Annotated in this window: 15 protein-coding genes and 1 pseudogene; 3 read left to right on the top strand and 13 right to left on the bottom strand. The window is 26.9% G+C overall.

Annotated features, from left to right (window positions below; all coding sequences use genetic code 11):
• Nucleotides 1–249: 249 nt before the first annotated feature.
• On the bottom strand, nucleotides 250–714 hold the full coding sequence (locus HCG70_RS12395; RefSeq protein WP_242833244.1) for a UPF0158 family protein: 465 nt from the start codon (nucleotides 712–714) through the stop codon (nucleotides 250–252).
• 308 nt (nucleotides 715–1,022) lie between these two features.
• Between HCG70_RS12395 and HCG70_RS12390 the strand changes: the two genes are divergently transcribed.
• Nucleotides 1,023–2,360, top strand: coding sequence for an MATE family efflux transporter (locus tag HCG70_RS12390; protein WP_042398287.1), 1,338 nt, complete (start codon nucleotides 1,023–1,025; stop codon nucleotides 2,358–2,360).
• A 63-nt stretch (nucleotides 2,361–2,423) separates the two neighbouring features.
• Here the strand turns inward: HCG70_RS12390 and HCG70_RS12385 are convergent, their stop codons facing one another.
• Both HCG70_RS12385 and HCG70_RS12380 read right to left on the bottom strand, forming a co-directional pair.
• Nucleotides 2,424–2,897, bottom strand: coding sequence for a hypothetical protein (locus tag HCG70_RS12385; protein WP_042398284.1), 474 nt, complete (start codon nucleotides 2,895–2,897; stop codon nucleotides 2,424–2,426).
• A 188-nt stretch (nucleotides 2,898–3,085) separates the two neighbouring features.
• Complete coding sequence (locus tag HCG70_RS12380; protein WP_055275902.1) at nucleotides 3,086–3,325, bottom strand: hypothetical protein; 240 nt, start codon at nucleotides 3,323–3,325, stop codon at nucleotides 3,086–3,088.
• A 321-nt stretch (nucleotides 3,326–3,646) separates the two neighbouring features.
• On the opposite strand from HCG70_RS12380, the gene HCG70_RS12375 reads away from it, so the two are divergent.
• Nucleotides 3,647–3,910, top strand: coding sequence for a DUF4190 domain-containing protein (locus tag HCG70_RS12375; RefSeq protein WP_052330662.1), 264 nt, complete (start codon nucleotides 3,647–3,649; stop codon nucleotides 3,908–3,910).
• A 56-nt stretch (nucleotides 3,911–3,966) separates the two neighbouring features.
• Here the strand turns inward: HCG70_RS12375 and HCG70_RS12370 are convergent, their stop codons facing one another.
• The 4 genes from HCG70_RS12370 to HCG70_RS12355 all read right to left on the bottom strand — a co-directional run bounded on the left by HCG70_RS12370 (nucleotide 3,967) and on the right by HCG70_RS12355 (nucleotide 6,688).
• Nucleotides 3,967–4,533, bottom strand: coding sequence for a 50S ribosomal protein L25 (locus HCG70_RS12370; protein WP_042398276.1), 567 nt, complete (start codon nucleotides 4,531–4,533; stop codon nucleotides 3,967–3,969).
• A 107-nt stretch (nucleotides 4,534–4,640) separates the two neighbouring features.
• Nucleotides 4,641–5,207 carry a GNAT family N-acetyltransferase gene (locus tag HCG70_RS12365; protein WP_042398274.1) on the bottom strand — a complete coding sequence of 189 codons (567 nt, stop codon included), beginning with the start codon at nucleotides 5,205–5,207 and terminating at the stop codon, nucleotides 4,641–4,643.
• Between the two features lie 131 nt (nucleotides 5,208–5,338).
• The gene (locus HCG70_RS12360) at nucleotides 5,339–6,208 is read right to left on the bottom strand and encodes an N-acetylmuramoyl-L-alanine amidase (RefSeq protein ID WP_042398271.1); all 870 of its coding nucleotides are present in this window, start codon (nucleotides 6,206–6,208) and stop codon (nucleotides 5,339–5,341) included.
• Between the two features lie 276 nt (nucleotides 6,209–6,484).
• A complete protein-coding gene (locus HCG70_RS12355) occupies nucleotides 6,485–6,688 on the bottom strand; it encodes a heavy-metal-associated domain-containing protein (protein WP_042398268.1) in 204 nt (67 codons plus the stop codon).
• Nucleotides 6,689–6,909: 221 nt separating this feature from the next.
• Here HCG70_RS12355 and HCG70_RS12350 point away from each other — a divergent pair, with 221 nt between their 5' ends.
• Nucleotides 6,910–8,346: a carbon starvation protein A gene (locus HCG70_RS12350; RefSeq protein WP_042398265.1), complete on the top strand. Its 1,437-nt coding sequence runs from the start codon at nucleotides 6,910–6,912 to the stop codon at nucleotides 8,344–8,346.
• A gap of 139 nt (nucleotides 8,347–8,485) precedes the next feature.
• On the opposite strand, the gene HCG70_RS12345 is transcribed toward HCG70_RS12350, so the two are convergent.
• The 6 genes and pseudogenes from HCG70_RS12345 to HCG70_RS17455 all read right to left on the bottom strand — a co-directional run.
• Complete coding sequence (locus tag HCG70_RS12345) at nucleotides 8,486–9,163, bottom strand: hypothetical protein (RefSeq protein ID WP_042398262.1); 678 nt, start codon at nucleotides 9,161–9,163, stop codon at nucleotides 8,486–8,488.
• Nucleotides 9,164–9,195: 32 nt separating this feature from the next.
• Complete coding sequence (locus HCG70_RS12340; RefSeq protein WP_042398259.1) at nucleotides 9,196–9,606, bottom strand: peptide deformylase; 411 nt, start codon at nucleotides 9,604–9,606, stop codon at nucleotides 9,196–9,198.
• A 36-nt stretch (nucleotides 9,607–9,642) separates the two neighbouring features.
• On the bottom strand, nucleotides 9,643–10,146 hold the full coding sequence (locus HCG70_RS12335; protein ID WP_042398256.1) for an N-acetyltransferase: 504 nt from the start codon (nucleotides 10,144–10,146) through the stop codon (nucleotides 9,643–9,645).
• Nucleotides 10,147–10,572: 426 nt separating this feature from the next.
• The gene (locus HCG70_RS12330; RefSeq protein WP_221697835.1) at nucleotides 10,573–12,339 is read right to left on the bottom strand and encodes an ABC transporter ATP-binding protein; all 1,767 of its coding nucleotides are present in this window, start codon (nucleotides 12,337–12,339) and stop codon (nucleotides 10,573–10,575) included.
• Entirely contained in the window at nucleotides 12,339–13,274 is a 936-nt protein-coding gene (locus HCG70_RS12325) for an ATP-binding cassette domain-containing protein (protein WP_260457824.1), read from the bottom strand. Before HCG70_RS12325 ends, HCG70_RS12330 begins: the two co-directional genes overlap by 1 nt.
• Nucleotides 13,272–13,472 (bottom strand): annotated as a pseudogene (locus HCG70_RS17455) (HAMP domain-containing protein); the annotation flags it as partial. The gene HCG70_RS12325 and the pseudogene HCG70_RS17455, both read right to left, overlap by 3 nt.
• Nucleotides 13,473–13,654: the final 182 nt, after the last annotated feature.

The following is a 13,654-nucleotide window of genomic DNA, read 5'->3' as shown; positions in this document are numbered from 1 at the left end:
ATAATCCTAATTTTCCTATTTTTTCATCTCTAATTAATATTCACTTTTTAAAAGATCAATTATGCTCATCCCTATTAGTATATTATAATAATGATTTGTATATTTAATGCTCAAATAATAAATTATTGTTATAGACTTTTTAAACTAAATAATATAACCCACAAGATATATAATTATACATCTTGTGGGTTATATTATTTCTACAAATTTCAATTAAATTTTATTATCATTATAATATTGAACTAAATTTTAATATTCTATATTATTTTCTTCACACCATTTAATTGCAATATTTCTCTCTGCTTCTTCTCTATAATCATACCAGTCATTAATTAAATCTTGATTTTCAATTTCTTGTCTTAAGCCTCTAAATGAATCTTTATTACTTAAAAGCTTTTCTTTTACTGGTATATCTTCTATTGTATTACAAAAATCAATCATCATTCCATGCTCATTAATATCATTATGTGATGGAAGTTGAATATAGTCATTTGGATTCATCTTAAAATCATGTAATGAAAGTATAAGCTCCTTTTCCCACTCTTCAAATTCTTCAATTTTATGTATATCATCAGCTTTATATGTTGCCGTACTACTATCTTCTATGTACATTATAACTCCAGTGTTCTTATTATAGTAATGTGTAAGTAGTTCCCCTTCAAACTCTATACATTCAATTACGTCATTTAAATCAGCTTTCATTTTATTATCCATTTATAATCACATCTTTCTACTTTATATTTACAAACTATATGTTATTTTATTATACATCATCTTATTGTTTTTGTATCCTTATTATATTTTTTATTAAATAAAGTCAAATTATTGACATGCATTTTTTTTTATGATACTATTGTAAAAAAATATTGTTCGTCTTGAATTTTTAAAAAGACTATAAATTTTGTTGTTTCTGACTTTAAACAACGAGATTTATAGTCTTTTTTTCTGTTGAAAATTAAGACAACTACAAAAGATAACTATGTAAGTTTAAGCTTACTAATAAAAAGGAGATGTTAACAAATATGAATCAATCTTATATGAAAGAAAAACCAATTTTACCATTGCTACTTTCTTTAGCTTTGCCAAGTATGATATCTATGTTGGTAAATTCTCTTTACAATATTATCGATAGTATATTTGTAGCAAAAATGGGTGAAAGCGCTATGACAGCAATATCATTAGTATATCCAGTGCAAAATCTAATTATTTCAATTGCTGTTGGATTTGGTGTTGGTATTAATGCAATGATTGCCCTTTATTTAGGCGCTGAAAAAAAAGAAAAAGCTAATTCTATAGCAACTCAAGGAATGGTATTTAGTATTATTCATGGTATTATACTTACTATTATTGGAATCATTATTATGCCACAATTTTTAAAATTATTTACTTCGGATACTACAATAATAAATTTAGGAATACGCTATTCAAACATTGTATTATCTTTTTCAGTAATCGTTATGCTTGGAGTTACATTTGAAAAAGTCTTTCAATCAGTTGGTAAAATGGTAATTGCAATGATTAGTTTAGTAGCTGGTTGTATTGTTAATATAATATTAGACCCTATCATGATCTTTGGACTTGGACCTATTCCAGCTATGGGAATTGAAGGTGCAGCTTGGGCCACATGTATTGGACAAACAGTAACATTACTTATTTATATAATTGCTTATTTACTTAAAGCTATTAATATTAAAATGTCATTTAAATATTTAAAACCTGGAAATCATATTTGTTGGAAGGTTTATTCAATTGGAATTCCTGCCTCATTAAACATGGCTCTACCTTCATTATTGGTATCAGCATTAAATGGAATTCTTTCATCCTTCTCTCCAATGTATGTAGTTATACTAGGTATATATTATAAACTTCAAACATTTATATACCTTCCAGCTAACGGAATAATTCAAGGTATGCGTCCAATTTTAAGCTATAATTATGGTGCCAAAGAATATAAGAGAGTTAAAAAAATATATAATATTTCATTACTATTAATTCTTGGAATAATGTTTTTTGGAATGATTTTATGCTTAGTAATTCCAAATCAACTACTTGGAATGTTTACTGATAATCCTGAAACTATAAAAGCTGGTGTAATAGCTCTAAGAATTATAAGTATAGGATTTATAGTATCTGCTTTCTCAATAGCAGCTTCTGGTGCATTAGAAGCCCTTGGTAAAGGCTTAAATTCACTAATAATTTCTTTATTACGTTATGTATTAATAATTATTCCACTAGCATTTTTATTAAGCCTTCCTTTTGGTGTAAATGGTGTATGGAATGCCTTTTGGATTACTGAATTAATTACTGCAGTAATTGCATATATTATATATAATAAATCAGTTAATAATCAGTTAATATAAATAATATCTAAAAAATATCGCTAACTTACAGAAGCTAGCGATATTTTTTATTTAAAATTATGTTTAATTTTCTTCACTGATACAGTTTTTCAATTCTTCTTGATAATCTCTTACGGCTTCTAATGCATTTAGACATTCCTCTCCATCTTTTAAATTAATATATAATAAAGCAGATAAATTACCATCCCTTTCACTTATTCTTGTTGCAACTCTATAGTGATCCTCTAATTTTTTAATCTCCATTTTGTAAATTAAATCTAAATGCGTTGTTTTTCCATTTAATTTTACGTTTATATTATTTTTCTCTACTTCTAGTTTAACATCTTTTTCAGTAATTCCTTCACTTATATTTCCAAACTTAGTAAAAGTATAGGATGCTTGATTATAATCAAATCGATTGCTCTCTTTTAAATTTTTTAATATATATTCTCCATCTTTAACAGCTTCTATAAATTCTTCTTCTTCATAAAAATGATATTTTCCTACATAGTCTAAAGTATAACTTTTAAAAATATTATCATTTATAGCTTCGTTCATTATTAAATCACATCCATTTTTTATTGTTTGTTTAAAAGAATTTGATTACTTTATTATAGTATGTACTATATTTTTTCTTTTTATTTTATTCTCATTTACGAGTATATTATTTAAAAGTATAAATATAAAAATAATAGAGAATAGCTTTATAATAATTAATAAAACTATTCTCTATTTAGAAAAATCTATTACTTTTTATATGCTTTTGTTGCTTCAATGGCTTCTTCCTTTGAAGAAAAGATAAACTTACCAATATTAGAATCACTTACAGAATACGCCCCATTCCAATAATCACAATTATTGTCACTAGTTAAGAATATTAAATTTTCATTTCCTCTATGCTCTACATTTGATACCTTTAATTCCAGTAATGTTTTATGATCTGATTCAATAGTATAATAACTATCGCCTACGTTTATATTGTTCATTTTTATATCCTCTTTCTTTAATAAATTAATTAATTATTATTTATTAATATTTAAAACATTTTTTCACTTCCTATATCAAATCTATTTAGATGTGATTTTCTTTTTATCACCATTTTTAATAATGATTCTATATATTGCAAATTAAACCAATCAGCAAGATTATTATGTGCATATATGTTAAATTATATTCCTTTTTTAGTATTTTTTTCTCATTTTCTTACAAATGCATTAGTAATTATTTTTTATACAATTATATTTCTTTTATCATTATTGCTAATTATTAATCATATACTATATTAATCAATGCTGGGGGTACTTAATTTGGATAATAATAAAGATGATCAAATAATTACTACTAAAAATTCTTATAATGTTTTTGCAATCGTAGGATTTGTTTTAGGAATTATTTCTTTTTTCCTTAACTTTTTTGGTATTGTAGGAATTTTAGCTGTAGTTTTTTCTGCAATTGGTTTATCTCAAATATCTAAAAATCAACAAAAAGGAAAAGTCTTAGCTATTTTAGGTATAATCTTTGGAGCAATTAATATCATTTATGCTATTTGCGCTATTTCTCTTATTTTTTAACATTTTCAATTTTAATTGTACATTAATAAAGGATGGCATATGCCATCCCTTATCTTTTATTCTTCAGATTCATCTTCACTTACATTATTTGTTCTATAACTAATTTTAGCTACTGCTAAATCAACATTGCCTTCAATTACCATATCCTTTGAAATAGGTAAATCTCTAACAAGTATTTGGTTTCCTTCTTCTAATTTAGATACATCAATAGATATATTATCTGGGAACTTACCTACTTCCCCTTGTAATTCAACCTCATTAACAAATGATTCTAATAATAATCCTTTTGCTTCTAGTGCTTCTTGTCCATAGAATATTACTGGTATTTTTAGCTTTACTAATTCACCTTTACTTATGCTTTGGAAATCTATATGAATTATCTTTCCAAAAGGATCTTTTTGCATTTCTTTTACTATGCATTTCTTATAATCTCCATTTAAATTTAAAGATACTACAGAACTCTTAGGATATCCTAATAATCTAATCAACTCTCTTTTAGTGATTTTTGCAGATAAAGCCTTATTAAGATCTCTTCCATAAATAATACATGGAATTTGTCCATTCATTCGTACCTTTTTACCATTTTCACATCTTTCACTTATGTTGAATACTAAATTATCCATTCTAATCCTTCCTTTTCATTTATGATATATAGTTTTTTTATTCTGTACATCATATACTATTCAGAAAAGGTATTTAATATTACTTTAACTTCTACTCTTGACTGTTCTTATTTGTTATTTACATATAAATTTTTAACTAAAACATATCTTCTTAAACCACCATATTTTAATTTGTCTTTTTTTATTTCATAACCTAAATTTATAAATGTATTTACACTAAATTTATTATAAGGTGATGCTGTAGCACATAATAATTCATTATTATTTTCCTTTGCTATTTTTTCTAATTCTTCACACATCAATTTTTGAAGTTTATTTCCTCTATATTCATCTTTTACTATAGTTGCTTCTATTTGTCCGACCTTTAATATATCTTCGCCACATAAATCTAAATCATATGCATAATTAGATTCATCGTATCCCTTACTAACATATACGCCCATTGCTATAAGCTCATGATCACTTGTTACATATCCTATTACTTTTCCCTTACCATTTAAATATTCTTCAAACTCATCTTTTTCTGTTTCTGCATAAATTTCTTTATTTTCTAATCCATTTATTATAGCTTCTTGAAGCTCCATTATCTTATCTATATCTGATAATTTTAATTCTATTAATTGTGTATCTACCATTACTCCGTCTTTTCTTTTTAGTTTTAGTAAATTATTCATTTTTCTTTCTCCTTATATTGGTAATCCTAATTACTAAAGTGCATTATATCCCATGGAAATAAGAAAAGCAAGGATATGAACAACACCATATTAAACTTTAAGGTTTGTCCAATAATCCTTGACTTAAATAATTATAAACCTAATAATTTTTTCCAAGTATTAGGTCCTACAATTCCATCAGCAGATAATCCATTAGCTTTTTGATAAGAAATAACTGCTGCTTTAGTATTAGCTCCAAAAATTCCATCAGCACTTATACCTAATTTTTCTTGAAGTAACTTTGTAATATTGCCCCTAGCACCTTGCTTTAACATAGGGCATCCATTTAAAGTATTAGGACCTGCAATACCATCTACCTTTTGATTTGAAAAACCTTGTTTATTGCATTCTTCTTGTAATCTAGCCACCCAGCTATCATAATTAGTAGTTGGTGGGTTTGATGGAGTAGGCTCAGGTGTTGTAGAGTCTGTTGAATTTGTAGAACTATTGACTATAGCCTCTGCTATTGTCTTACCAATTTTATCATAACCGAGCTTCTTATATAAAGCAACATCTTCAGTTGCTTCAACAAAACAAACTTCTACTATCATTGATTTCATGCTAGTATGCCTCAATTCATACAAACCAGTTCTTACTTTTTGTCCTCTATTTTTAAATCCTAAAGAAGCCATTTTATTAACGACTCTTTTAGCTGTATCATATTCAGAATAAACACATACTTCAGTTCCTAACGCTCCATTATAAGAGCTATAAGCATTATTAAAGTGTATTGATACAAATAAGTCAGCACCCCAATTATTAGCTTCATTAACCCCATAACTTAAGTCTGAAGATGAAGATGAAGTTGTATCTGGTGGTGTAACATCAAGAACATTTATTCCTAATTGTTTTAAATATTTAATTACTGCATTTTTTACTAATCTATCTTCTGTCAATTCATCTATTAAAGCACTTGATCCTGGAACATTTGGACAATGTCCTCCTCTAACTGCAATTTTCATAATTAACACACTCCTTTAGTTTATATTATGAAAAGTCTAATGCTATTGTTCTGAATTTGTGTCATAATTCACCACTTTTCTTTTAAAACTCTATTTTTCTATTTTTTTTAACATTATATATTCTAGATTTTCATTCTAAATCGCTACTAAATAATGAAAATATTAAAGCCATATTTTTTAACTTTTCATTTATATAATACAAATACTCTCTTTAATTTTTACAAAAAAATAAAGTTAATTTCATTAAAAAAATTAACCTTATTTATTGCTTATTTCTTATTCTATTTTATGGCCAGTATTTTCTATGCAACTTCTTATTTCTTGTTCTGTAGCTGGGTTGTTATATATAACTTCAACACTTCCCCTTGACATATCCACACAAACATTATTTACTCCATCTATTTTTTCAAGTGAATTTTTAATTTGTGTTTTCATATTTTCATTTGCTATTCCATTTACTATATAATGTTCTCTTTTCATTAATTCGTCTCCTTATGTTTAAAATCACATAAATAGTATTTACAAAAAGATATAATAATATTAAATTTATAAAAATCTATTACAAATTAGGTACTAACAAATTATTATAATTTAGTACTAATAAATATATTAGCTACATATATTTTTACTAAAAGATATCTTTTGTAAACGTTTCATTACTGCTGTTATATTCAAAAATAATTATTCAAGGAGGACTTATTTTGATTAGTTTTTTTGTCTGTCTAGCTATTTTAATTCTTGGCTATTTTCTTTATGGTAAACTTGTTGAAAAGGTATTTGGTCCAGAATTTGATAGAAAAACTCCAGCTTTAGTTCATCCAGATGGAGTTGACTATATGCCAATGAAACCTTGGAAATCTTTCTTAATTCAACTTCTTAACATAGCGGGTCTTGGACCAATATTTGGTGCTTTATCTGGAGCTATATGGGGACCATCTGTATATCTTTGGATTGTTTTTGGTACTATATTAGCCGGAGGTGTTCATGATTTTCTAAGTGGTATGTTATCAGTTAGAAATGATGGTGCTAGTATTTCTGAAATAGTTGGTATTTACTTAGGAAAAGTAATGAAAAATGTTATGAGAGTTTTTTCAGTAATTTTACTTGTTATGGTTGGGGTCGTATTTATGGTAGGCCCTGCTGGTCTTTTAGCAAAGCTTACTCCAAATTTTATGAATATTACATTTTGGACAATCGTTGTATTAATTTATTATTTTTTAGCTACCTTATTACCTATTGATAAAATCATAGGTAAACTTTATCCTATATTTGGTATATGTTTAATAGTTATGGCTCTTGGTATTGCAGGTGCAACAATTGCTCATAGTGGAACTAATCCAATGATGGAAATTACCTTTGAAAATCTTCATCCAAATGGTGCTCCAATTTGGCCATTAATGTTTATAACCGTTGCATGTGGTGCTATTTCTGGTTTCCATGCAACTCAATCACCAATAATTTCACGTTGCATTAATAATGAAAAAAACGGCAGAAAGATCTTTTATGGCGCAATGGTTGCTGAAGGTATAATTGCTCTTATTTGGGCTTCAGCTGGTGTTGCTTTCTATAAGGGTACTGGTGGATTACTTGCAGCTGGTGGTGGTAATTCATCTACTGTTTATGAAATGTCTATTGGTTTACTAGGTAAATTTGGTGGTGTACTTGCAATGATTGGTGTTATTGTTTGTCCAATTACTTCAGGTGATACAGCCTTTAGAAGTGCAAGGCTTACCATTGCAGATTGGTTTAAAATTGACCAAACTAAAATTCCTAAGAGACTTATGTTAGCAGTACCTCTTCTTGGAATTGGATATTTAATTTCCCTTATCGATTACTCTGTTGTTTGGAGATATTTCTCATGGTCTAACCAAACATTAGCTATGATCGTACTTTGGGCAGGCTCTGTATATCTTGCTAAATATGCTAAAGTTGCTAAACCTGCTTCATCATTAATTGCAGCATTACCGGCAACATTCATGTCCGCTGTAAGCTGTACTTATATTTTATATGCAGAAGAAGGATTTAAACTTTCAACAACAATAGCATATCCTATAGGAATAATCTTTGCAGCTGTTTGTCTTTGCTTATTTTTGTTTAAAACATTTATTCCTGCATTAAAAGCAAAAGCCAATTACTAAAATTTACTAATTATATAAAAATAAAAGATTCACAAAGCACTTTTACTTTGTGAATCTTTTTCATTTAATATATTTTTCACTCCAAAATCATTATTATAAATTATTTCATACCATATTATAATTCATGTGCAGTTTAATTTTACTTTTGTAATATATTTGCATCAATCATCATATCTAAAGTTATTCCCTCATCACTTACTAAAATAGAATTTAAATCTATTCCATTAAAATTTTCTTTAGAAATTATTACTTTATTATTTTCATACGCTACTATAATATCACTATTTACAAACCAGTCTTTAATGAAAGTTTTTAATGCTAAATTTACAATAAAATCAGCTAACTTTAAATCAAGAATCTTTACTGATCCAATATTAATAACTAGGTCCTTATTTTCATTTAAATTAGGCGATATATCAACCTTAATAGGTGTACTAATTTTATCTGTAACTGCATAATTAACATATAAACTAATATTATTGTCTTCAGTAACTGCTTCTAAGTTACTCATTTTATTATTTTTTGTCTTTTCTAAAAAGTAATTTATACCATTTACTATTGATTCTTCTGGTACAAATATTTTACCTTTAACTCCAATTATAGGGTTATTTATTATTTCTAGTTCTTCAGCTTTAACTCCCGCAATTGCATTAAGGAAATCCATTATATCTGAATCTACTTTTTCATTTGTTTCCTCTTTTTTTATATCTTCTTTTATTTCAGGTTGCTTTTCAACCTTTATAGCTACAAATACTATACTTCCTAAAATAAATAGTCCAAGTAGTATAGCTATTATTATATTTCTCTTTTTATTCATAAGATACCTCTTTTGTGTATAAAATAATTTTACTATATTATAATTCCATTACAATGATCTATTTCATGTTGAATAATTTGAGCTACAAACCCAGTAAATTTTTGCTTTTGTTTATTAAAATTTGCATCTAAATATTCTACTTCAATTTCTTCATATCTTATAGCTTTTCTAAAACCAGTTAATGATAAACAACATTCTTCTGCTTCATATCTTTTTTGCTTTTTTAAAATAACTGGATTTACCATTGGTACTATTAACTCTCCAGCAGCAAACACTATAATACGCTTTTTAACGCCTATCATATTTGCAGCCATTCCAACACACTCTTCAATATTTGCTCTTAATGTATCTATTAAATCTTCAATTATGCTTGCATCTTCTTTATTGGCATCTTCTGATTTTTGAGCTAAAAATAATTCATCTTTTACAATTGGTCTTATCATCTTTACTTCCCCTTTTCTACTATTACTCTTTTATTTTTATATAGTTTTCTCAAAAGCTATTCTTTTTGCACCATCTTCTAAAAAGATAATTCCACAATATTTGAAATTATTTTTCTTAAGTAAATTTTGCATTGGTATATTTTCCTCATGAGTATCAACTCTAATACTATGTATATTATTGCTTAAGCAAAGCTCTTCTGAATATTTAATAATTTCATGCGATAAACCTAATCCTTTATAATTACTATCTACTGCTATTCTATGAATTACCCCGTATTTATCATTTGTAATCCATTTACCATCAATAATATTTTCATATGATTTTTCTTCTTTAAATGAAACAACTGTAGTTGCTACTATATTATTATCTTTTAACATTACATAGCTTTGCCCATTATCTATGTCATTATTTATTACTTCTTTGTTTGGATAATTATTTTGCCATTGATTAATTCCTTGTAATTTAAAATACTCTTGAGCCTGTCTAATAATTTCCATTATTCTACTAACATCTGATTTTATCGATTTTCTAAATTCCATTTTATTCTCCTTAAGCTCTAGATTTTTCTTGCCAATACTTCTTTATATTTTCATTCATTTGTTTTTATAAGTTTAAATAATTTAACCTTTAACTGTTTTAGTATAATTAAATTTAGTTTAAACTTCAACTTTTTCCAATATATTTGCCAAAATTTAATCCACTAAGAAAGAGGTAAATTCTTATTGGATTATTAAACTCTATAATATACTTTTTAAAAATTGCCTTATTCTTTCATTCTTTGAATTAGTGAATTAGCTGCATTTTAATTCCATCTAAAAAAAACAAAGAGACGGTGTTGTTTAACAACATCATCTCTTTGTGTATATTATATATCTATTACAATAATTTATAAATATATTTTAGATATATATTCTTATTTTTCAATAAGTAATCAAAGAAATAAATCTTTATTACTTTTTTCTATATTAAGCTACCTGTTCAAATTGACTATTATACAACTCTGCATAGAATCCATCCTTAGCAAGTAACTCTTCATGATTTCCACTCTCTAAAATATCTCCATCTTTTAATACAAGAATAACATCAGCATTCCTAATAGTTGAAAGTCTATGAGCTATAACAAAAGATGTTCTTCCTTCCATAAGCTTATCCATTGCACTTTGAATTAAAAGCTCTGTTCTTGTATCTACTGAACTTGTTGCTTCATCTAAAATTAACATTGGAGCATCTTTAATCATTGCTCTTGCAATTGTAAGCTGTTGCTTTTGTCCTGCAGATAAATTAACTTTATCATTTAAAATTGTGTTATATCCATCATGTAATGTTTCAATAAAGTGATCTAAACCAACTGCTTTACATGCCTCTTTTATAACCTCATCACTTACTCCTTCTTTGTTATATACAAGGTTTTCTCTAATTGTACCTTCAAATAACCATGTATCTTGTAGTACCATGCAGAATAAATCATGAATATTTTCCCTTGTTAAATCACTTGTAGGAATATCATCAATTAAAATTTCACCACTATTAATTTCATTAAAACGCATTAGTAAATTTACTAGTGTAGATTTACCTGCCCCTGTAGGCCCAACTATGGCAACTTTTTGACCTGGCTTTGAAATTGCAGAAAAATCATTGATTATTATTCTATCTGATCCTTCATAACCAAACTTAACATTTTTAAATTCTACTTTTCCTTTAGCATTTTCAAGTGATTTAGTCTTATGACTTTCATCTTCCATTTCTTTTGCTTCTAAAAATTCAAAAACACGATGACTTGCAGCAGCTGCTGATTGTAAATTTTGAACTCCTTGAGCCATTTGAGCTAAAGGTTGAGTAAAGTAACGAACATACATTATAAATGCTACAATTACCCCAAAAGAAATATTACCATTCATTGCAAGAGCTGCACCTACTACGCAAACTGCAACATATCCTAAATTTCCTATAAATGTCATAATAGGCATCATTAATCCTGATAGGAATTGAGCTTTAAATGTACTATTTTTAAGTGTTGAATTTAAAGCCCTGAACTTATTATCCATTTGTTCTTCTGCATTATAGGCTTTTACAATAGTATGCCCTGAATATACTTCTTCAACATGTCCATTAATTTTTCCTAAATATTCTTGTTGTCTCATAAAATACTTTTGAGAGCTTTTCATAATTATCATCATTAGTGCAAAACCAATCATTGTAGCTAGTACTGCAGTTACTGTCATTATGACATTTGTCTTTAACATCATAATTAAAGAACCAAAGAATAAACATATTGCACTAATTAATGTTCCAACACTTTGATTTAACGCTTGCCCTATAGTATCTACATCATTTGTAACACGAGAAAGTAAATCCCCAGTAGTATTATTGTTATAATATGACATTGGTAATTTATTTATTTTCTTAGAAATATCACTTCTTAAGTTTTTAGAAACTTTTTGTGTAATAGTTGCCATAATATAACCTTGAGCAAAAGTTAAAATTGCACTAATTACGTATATAGCAACTAATGTTAGTCCTATTGATGCTATTTTATCTAAATCAATACTAGTCATTATCCCAGCTGTAATAATATCTGTCATTTCTGATAGCTTATCAGGTCCTATTATAGTTAATATAGTTCCTATAACTGCACTGGTCAAAGCAATAATTATTACTGGAATATATTTTTTACAATAAGTTATAAGCTTACTTAAACTTTTTTCTGAGTTTTTACTTTTGTTTCTATTCATTATACAACCTCCTCCTCTGAAATATCTGAACAAGCTGCTTCCATGTCCACAGCTAATTCCTCCTTTGAAAGTTGAGAGTATGCAATTTCTTTATATACATTACATGTTTTCATTAATTCATCATGTTTTCCTATACTAACCATTTGACCATCTTCTAATACAATAATCTTATCTGCATCTCTTATACTACTTATTCTTTGAGCTACGACAAGCATTGTTGTTCCTATACTTTCTTTTTTCAAGAATTTACGAAGTTTGCTATCTGTTTTGTAATCAAGAGCTGAGAATGAATCATCAAAAATTAATATTTCTGGATAACGTGCTATTGCTCTTGCTATTGATAAACGTTGCTTTTGACCTCCTGAAAGGTTAGTACCACCTTGTGAAATATGAGCATCATATTCTCCATCTAAATTTTCAACAAACTCAGCTGCTTGTGCTGCATATACCCCATAAATAACATCATTTTTTGTAATTTCTGATTTGCCATTTTCTCCAAATGCTACATTTGATTCAACTGTTCCTTCGAATAAAGTAACCTTTTGAGAAACATATCCTAATTTATTTCTAAGATATTTTTGATCATATTCTTTTACATTAACTCCATCCACTAATACTTCACCTTCTGTAGCATCATAAAAACGTGGAATAAGATTAATTAATGTACTTTTACCAGCACCAGTTGCTCCTATAAATAATATAGCTTGAGTTTCAATTTTAGAAAGATTTAAAACATTAGTAGCAAGTGATGTTAACCTTTTAGATTCTTCTATAATTATATCTAAATATTCATTTCTTTCTTCTTTAGAAAGATCATCATCCTTTAAAATTTCCGCAAAGCCTTTAATAGATATAATTGGTGTTTTAAATTCATGAGAAAAATTATTTATAAAATCTGTACGTAATACTTCAATACTACCTAATTCTTCTGCCATTGTATTAAAATTTTTAGATAATATTCTAAATTCAGGTGGCTTTCTTATATTTAAACGGGCTGAAAAATCTCCACGTGATAGTTTATCTGTTGCTTCGATAAACTCTCTAACATTTTTTAATACAGCTCTACTTGAACATGCAGAAACTACAACACCTATTAAAATACATGAAACTAATGTAATTATAGGTAATACCATTATACCTGTAATATTTTTTTCATTTAAAATTCCTAGAGCAAATGATATATACATTAAAACCCCTGTAATAACTGTAGTAATTAAATTAATAATGATACTAAATAATAAACTTAACATAAACAAAATGTTTATTACTGTTAAATACATTAGAATAAATCATCATATTTAATATTTTACAATAG

This window comes from Clostridium sp. K04 (assembly GCF_019734375.1).
GTDB classification, from domain to species: domain Bacteria; phylum Bacillota; class Clostridia; order Clostridiales; family Clostridiaceae; genus Clostridium; species Clostridium saudiense.
The sequence above is the reverse complement of the archived record's forward strand: the minus strand, read 5'-3'. Positions and strand labels throughout refer to the sequence as shown.

What these genes read in the sequence shown, in the direction of transcription:
- HCG70_RS12345 (WP_042398262.1), bottom strand. Translation starts at nt 9,163, where the DNA reads ATGAATAAAAAGAGAAATATAATAATAGCTATACTACTTGGACTATTT.
- HCG70_RS12360 (WP_042398271.1), bottom strand. Translation starts at nt 6,208, where the DNA reads ATGAAAATTGCAGTTAGAGGAGGACATTGTCCAAATGTTCCAGGATCA.
- HCG70_RS12385 (WP_042398284.1), bottom strand. Translation starts at nt 2,897, where the DNA reads ATGAACGAAGCTATAAATGATAATATTTTTAAAAGTTATACTTTAGAC.
- HCG70_RS12335 (WP_042398256.1), bottom strand. Translation starts at nt 10,146, where the DNA reads ATGGAATTTAGAAAATCGATAAAATCAGATGTTAGTAGAATAATGGAA.
- HCG70_RS12380 (WP_055275902.1), bottom strand. Translation starts at nt 3,325, where the DNA reads ATGAACAATATAAACGTAGGCGATAGTTATTATACTATTGAATCAGAT.
- HCG70_RS12355 (WP_042398268.1), bottom strand. Translation starts at nt 6,688, where the DNA reads ATGAAAAGAGAACATTATATAGTAAATGGAATAGCAAATGAAAATATG.
- HCG70_RS12340 (WP_042398259.1), bottom strand. Translation starts at nt 9,606, where the DNA reads ATGATAAGACCAATTGTAAAAGATGAATTATTTTTAGCTCAAAAATCA.
- HCG70_RS12370 (WP_042398276.1), bottom strand. Translation starts at nt 4,533, where the DNA reads ATGGATAATTTAGTATTCAACATAAGTGAAAGATGTGAAAATGGTAAA.
- HCG70_RS12330 (WP_221697835.1), bottom strand. Translation starts at nt 12,339, where the DNA reads ATGAATAGAAACAAAAGTAAAAACTCAGAAAAAAGTTTAAGTAAGCTT.
- HCG70_RS12325 (WP_260457824.1), bottom strand. Translation starts at nt 13,274, where the DNA reads ATGGCAGAAGAATTAGGTAGTATTGAAGTATTACGTACAGATTTTATA.
- HCG70_RS12390 (WP_042398287.1), top strand. Translation starts at nt 1,023, where the DNA reads ATGAATCAATCTTATATGAAAGAAAAACCAATTTTACCATTGCTACTT.
- HCG70_RS12365 (WP_042398274.1), bottom strand. Translation starts at nt 5,207, where the DNA reads ATGAATAATTTACTAAAACTAAAAAGAAAAGACGGAGTAATGGTAGAT.
- HCG70_RS12395 (WP_242833244.1), bottom strand. Translation starts at nt 714, where the DNA reads ATGGATAATAAAATGAAAGCTGATTTAAATGACGTAATTGAATGTATA.